Source organism: Actinoplanes palleronii (assembly GCF_016862315.1).
Classification (GTDB): Bacteria; Actinomycetota; Actinomycetes; order Mycobacteriales; family Micromonosporaceae; genus Actinoplanes; species Actinoplanes palleronii.
The window spans coordinates 1-4,996 of the sequence record NZ_BOMS01000090.1 but is presented as its reverse complement, the minus strand read 5'-3'; the positions used below and the strand labels follow the sequence as shown (position 1 = coordinate 4,996).

The 4,996-nt window shown below is 68.8% G+C and carries 5 protein-coding genes and 1 pseudogene; 4 read left to right on the top strand and 2 right to left on the bottom strand.

Translation table 11 applies throughout. The features are described 5' to 3' along the window. Positions 1 to 6: 6 nt before the first annotated feature. Together Apa02nite_RS28490 and Apa02nite_RS28485 are read right to left on the bottom strand one after the other, a co-directional pair. On the bottom strand, positions 7 to 1,050 hold the full coding sequence (locus tag Apa02nite_RS28490) for a hypothetical protein (protein WP_203827740.1): 1,044 nt from the start codon (positions 1,048 to 1,050) through the stop codon (positions 7 to 9). Further along, positions 1,047 to 1,463 carry a YbaB/EbfC family nucleoid-associated protein gene (locus Apa02nite_RS28485; RefSeq protein ID WP_203827739.1) on the bottom strand — a complete coding sequence of 139 codons (417 nt, stop codon included), beginning with the start codon at positions 1,461 to 1,463 and terminating at the stop codon, positions 1,047 to 1,049. Before Apa02nite_RS28485 ends, Apa02nite_RS28490 begins: the two co-directional genes overlap by 4 nt. A gap of 293 nt (positions 1,464 to 1,756) precedes the next feature. Between Apa02nite_RS28485 and Apa02nite_RS28480 the strand changes: the two genes are divergently transcribed. From Apa02nite_RS28480 to Apa02nite_RS28465, 4 genes and pseudogenes are all read left to right on the top strand, one after another. Beyond that, the gene (locus Apa02nite_RS28480; protein WP_067707101.1) at positions 1,757 to 2,077 is read left to right on the top strand and encodes a WXG100 family type VII secretion target; all 321 of its coding nucleotides are present in this window, start codon (positions 1,757 to 1,759) and stop codon (positions 2,075 to 2,077) included. Between the two features lie 45 nt (positions 2,078 to 2,122). After that, complete coding sequence (locus Apa02nite_RS28475; protein ID WP_067707104.1) at positions 2,123 to 2,425, top strand: WXG100 family type VII secretion target; 303 nt, start codon at positions 2,123 to 2,125, stop codon at positions 2,423 to 2,425. A gap of 130 nt (positions 2,426 to 2,555) precedes the next feature. Next, positions 2,556 to 3,356 carry a hypothetical protein gene (locus Apa02nite_RS28470; RefSeq protein ID WP_203827738.1) on the top strand — a complete coding sequence of 267 codons (801 nt, stop codon included), beginning with the start codon at positions 2,556 to 2,558 and terminating at the stop codon, positions 3,354 to 3,356. Between the two features lie 68 nt (positions 3,357 to 3,424). Beyond that, positions 3,425 to 4,996 (top strand): annotated as a pseudogene (locus Apa02nite_RS28465) (hypothetical protein); the annotation flags it as partial.

Sequence of the window (4,996 nt, the reverse complement as noted above, 5' to 3'; positions counted from 1 at the left end):
GGGAGGTCAGTAGGCCGGGCCGAGCGGTGCGGCGCTGCCGTCCGCGGTGAAGCTGAGGAACATCGGCCGGTAGCCGGACGCCGTCGGGTCGGCCTGCGGGTTGTCCTTGACCATGAAGAACTGCCTGCCGTCCGGGTCGAGCGGCCGGCCCTCGGCGTCGGTGACCGGGGTGTGACCGATCGGGGCCACCGCGTCGTAGAGGCTGGCGTCGATGCGGGTGGTGCCGTCGGCGAACGGGTTCAACGCCTCGAGGCGGTAGCCCTCGGGCAGCGGCCGGCCGTCGACGAGCGCGGTCGTGTACTCGGGCTTGGCCACGTACGACGAGATCGCCGGGATGGCCGGCGTGAGCGCGGCGCTGATCCGTGGGGTGAGCTGGGCGTCTTCCAGCGGCAGGCCGTCGGAGTCCGCCACGGCCAGCCGGGCCGTCTTGGCGAGCAGCGGCCGCCCCTCGGTCTCGGTCGCCAAGGTGCGGGCGAGCAGTGGCTGCCCCTCGGTCCGGGCCGACAGGGTCCGGGCAAGCAGCGGCTGCCCCTCGGTGTCGGCCGCCAGGGTGCGGGCGAGCAGTGGCTGCGCCTCGGTCCGGGCGGACATGGTCCGGGCGAGCAGCGGCTGTGTCTCGGTGCCGGGCCGCGTGGACCGGGAGAGCCGGGACATCGGCTCGGCCGGGATGCCCTCGGTGACCCGGGCGGCGACGGTGCCGGTGGGCACCGACAGGTCGCTGAAGTCCTGCTCCATCTTGTAGCCCGCGGTGCGCGCGTCGTCGTCGGCCGCGCGGTACTGCCGGCCGCCGGTGGTCAGGCCCTCGGAGGTGTAGTCCAGGGTCCCCCGGACCGAGCCGACCAGCGCCTCCAGCTGGTCCAGCCCGGCCAGGAACTTCTTGGAGAACTCCCGGCCGGTCTCGTCGTCGCCCCACGCCTCGCCGTACTGGTTGCGCAGCTGGTGAATGGCCCGCACGTGCCGGGCGTACGTGTCGGAGTGCTCGCCGTAGGCCCGGCCGACGTTGACGACGCCGTCGGGGTTGACCCACATCTGTCCGCGCGCGGTACTCATGCCGTCGGCCCCCGCATCCCGAGCATCTCGCGGACGCTGGTCGCGATCCGCGGTTCGGCCGGCAGGTACGCGTCGGCACCGGCCTTGCCCCGCACCAGATCCGCGGCGTTCAGGCCGTCCGGCAGCATCGGGGCGAGGATCTGCGCGGCCTGGTCCATGGCCGCCTCCTTCGCCTCGGCGAATGTGGTCATAACCACAGCGGTCAGATCGGACGGTGTCATCCGGCGGTAGGTGCCGTTGGCGAACTGGATGTCGGTGAGCACCCCGTTCTGACCGACCGTGACGGTGACTTCGCGGCGCGGTGAGGTGGCCGAGGCCGAGATCTCGCTCATTTTCCGCTGCATGTCCGCGAGGTTGTCGCGTTGTCGCTGGTACTCCGCGAAGAGCTGCTCGATGCGCTCGCTGCCGTTCATGCAACCCCCTCGGTGAGCACCTGCGGCGGCGGTGCAGCCCAGGCCCGCGAGACAATAGCAAGCTTGGGAAAATTCGTCGTTACGTCGCCTTGTCTCCGTATGTTTTCCTGATTGCGCCCTGCCCAAAAGATGCCCGTCTTCTGCCGCTGGTGTTTGACAGGTCTCATGGCGGGCGGTTTCATGACGTCGACATGCGTGGATCGGGACGGATGTCGTAAACAGCTTTGGCGCGAATCGGCATCCACTTCGGACCGTGTGTTCCCAGACCTGTACCACGAAGAGGAGCTACCGACGTGACGATGCCTACGGTGCAAACCAGCCAGCAAGGCATGCAGTTCGCTGCCCAGCAGTTCTCCGACCGGGCCACCGAGTTCACCGGCTACCTGCAGAACGTCAACTCCAACATGGCCACCCTGCAGAGCAGCTGGACCGGCACGGCGTCCAACGGCTTCAACCAGGCCATGGACAGCTGGGAGAACTCGTTCAAGCGGGTCATCGACGAGCTGGTCAACATGCTCGAAGTGATGGGTGTCACGACCAAGGGCTACACCGAGGCCGAGGACTCGGCGGCGCAGACCGCGCAGTCGTTCGGGCAGGCCCTCCCCGGTATCTGATCCGCCCTCCCCACCACCCCTCAGCTTCAGAAAGGACCCGACACGGTGTCCGACTTCCGGTTCGACTTCAATCAGGCCGATGCCACCCTGTACGACATGAACCAGATCAACACCCGCATCAAGTCGGCGCTGACCGACATGGAGCAGAGTGTCGAGCGCAGCATGGCCGACTGGACGGGTGCCGCCCGCGAGCAGTACACGGTCTCCAAGCAGGTCTGGGACCAGTCCGCCAACGAGATGTCCACCTATCTCGACCAGGCGCGCTCCACCCTGCTGCAGATCTCGGACAACTACGGCACGACCGAGCAGCGGCAGGCCTCGATCTGGAACGACGTCCGCGGCGGCTGACCGCCCGGGCCGGCGTCGCACGACGCCGGCCCACCCCGCCGGCCGCAGGGCCGGTTCCTCGCCGGCCTGGCGTGCCTGACCAGGCCGGCGATGCGTTCTCACCAAGCCCGAGCGACGGAGGTCAGCTGACATGGGCGCGAACATGGACTACGCCAACACCGAGGCGATCAAGCAGATCGGCGTCCTCGGCACGCACGACGGCACCATCGGCAAGCCGGCGGGCTGGACCGACTCGTTGATCGACAAGATCCATCAGGACATCTCGCACTGGAACGCGACCCACACCGGCAGGTACCAGCCGCCGTTCGACTGGAACGGGTACAACCAGGAACAAAAAGACACCTACCAGTGGTACAAGGACAATGTGCTCGAAACGAGCCACTGGAAAGAGCTCGTCAAGACCTACCAGGGCACGACCCAGCCGGCCACGGTCAAGCCGGACGCGTTTGACCCGCACCACACGTACATCCCGACGAAGGATTCCGGCTTCGTCCGGCCGAACATCCCCGCGTACGACGTGCAGAACAACCCGGACGGCAACCTGGTCGTCAGCCACCAGGCGATCCAGCACTTCATCGACGCGCTGAAGGCGGTCGCCGACCCCGCCGGCACCGGGATCCTGATCGATGCGCACAACCAGCTCAAGGACGTCCACATGAAGCCGGGCGGTTTCGCCAAGGCCGAGGTGATGCGCCAGAAGATCGAGGGCACCGGCTCGACCAGCTCGGGTCTCAAGGGCGAGGCGATGGACCTGATGCTGACGCTGCAGACGGCGCTGGTCGACCTGCAGGTCGACCTGAAGCAGATGATGGACGAGTACGAGACGGCCGAGGAGTTCAACACCGTCACGACCACCCAGCTCGACGGCGTGATGGACGACGCCTGGGCCCAGATCACCAGCGTCGGCAACCACGGCAGCAGCTCCGCCTGACCGCCGCAGCGCCGGGCCCGGCCGTGGCCCGGCGCGCGTAACTTTCAGTTCTCTCGAGGATCAGGGCGATGGCGAAGCAGTACGACCGCAAGGACTGGGAAGAATCCGGGGGCGGCTGGTGGTCGCCGACCACCGTCGACGCGACGGACCTCAACGACTACCAGGGCTGGGCCCGGACGTCCGGCGGCTGGGCGATGCTGCGGGCCTCGATCACCGGCGCCGCGGGCATCGCCACGCCGGAGCAGATCGCCCGGGCCGCCACGCTGGTCAACGCGCAGTCCGTGATGGACGCGTATGCCGCCTTCCAGCGCGCGCTCAGCACGCTGCTGTGGCTCGAGACGTTTGTGCACGACCAGTCCAAGGCGATCGCCGGTGAGGGCCGGGGCTGGCAGGGGACGGCCGCGAACGCGTTCCTCACCAAGATGGAGGGGCTCTCCAAGAGCATCGGCAAGCAGGCCGAGCACATCTCCGGCGCGGCCGGGATCGGCAGCATCAACTCGGTCCCGTCGCAGCTCAACGCGAGTGCCCAGTACCTGCAGTGGGGCCAGAAGACGATGGCCTACCTCGACGAGTCGTTCGCGGCGCTGTCCCGGGAGGCGAACAACGCGGTCGGCGGCAACGGCCTGGTTTCGATCACCGGCAGCCCGTTCGAGAAGCCGATGACCGAGGCGATGCTCAAGGTCGTCGACACGGTGGCCACCCAGTACGAGGCGACCACCAGCGCGGTGAACGCGAACACCGGCAGCAACGCCCCGGTGAACACGCCGACCCCGAGCCCCAGCACCCCGAACGTCTCGACGCCGAACGTCAGCACCCCGAACATCTCGACGCCCAACATCAGCACGCCCAACATCAGCACCCCGAACATCTCGACGCCGAACGTCAGCACGCCGAACGTCAGCACCCCGAACATCTCCACGCCCAACATCAGCACGCCGAACATCTCGACGCCCAACATCAGCACGCCGAACATCTCGACGCCGAACGTCAGCACCCCGAACATCTCGACGCCGAACATCTCGACCCCGAACATCAGCACGCCGAACATCAGCACCCCGAACATCTCCACGCCGAGCTTCAGCACACCGACCACGGGCCTGCCCGGCTTCGACACACCGACCGGCACCGGGATCGGTGGCGGCAGCGGCGGATCGGGCCTGACCGGCGGCGGTGTTCCGGCGTTCACCGCGCCGACACTGCCCAAGCCGCCCGGCACGTCCGGCGGCACCGGCATCGGTGGTGGCTCCGGGTCCGGCGGCGGCATCGGGTCCGGTGGCGGCGTGGGCGCGTTCACCCCGCCGAAGGTGCCGTCCGCGCCGACCGCGAACACGTCCGGCGGCACCGGCATCGGTGGTGGCATCGACATCCCCGGCCTCACCGGCCCCGGCGTCGGTGGTGGCAGTGGCGGTGGCGTGGGCGCGGGAATGCCGGGCGGCGGCATGCCCGGTGGCGGCGCGGGCGGTGGCGCCGGCGGCGTGAGCCTGCCGGACGCCCCGGACTCGCACGGCCTGCTGACCGGCGACGAGTCGGACTGGAAGCCCACCACCATCGGATCGGTCGACGTGCCGGACGCGCCCGGTGGTGCGAACCCCGGTGGCAGCGGTCTGGGTGGCATGCCCGGCGGCGGGATGCCCGGCGGC

Bases quoted from the DNA above. Each gene is read 5' to 3' on its own strand.
- Apa02nite_RS28490 (WP_203827740.1), bottom strand. From the start codon at position 1,050: ATGAGTACCGCGCGCGGACAGATGTGGGTCAACCCCGACGGCGTCGTC.
- Apa02nite_RS28485 (WP_203827739.1), bottom strand. From the start codon at position 1,463: ATGAACGGCAGCGAGCGCATCGAGCAGCTCTTCGCGGAGTACCAGCGA.
- Apa02nite_RS28470 (WP_203827738.1), top strand. From the start codon at position 2,556: ATGGGCGCGAACATGGACTACGCCAACACCGAGGCGATCAAGCAGATC.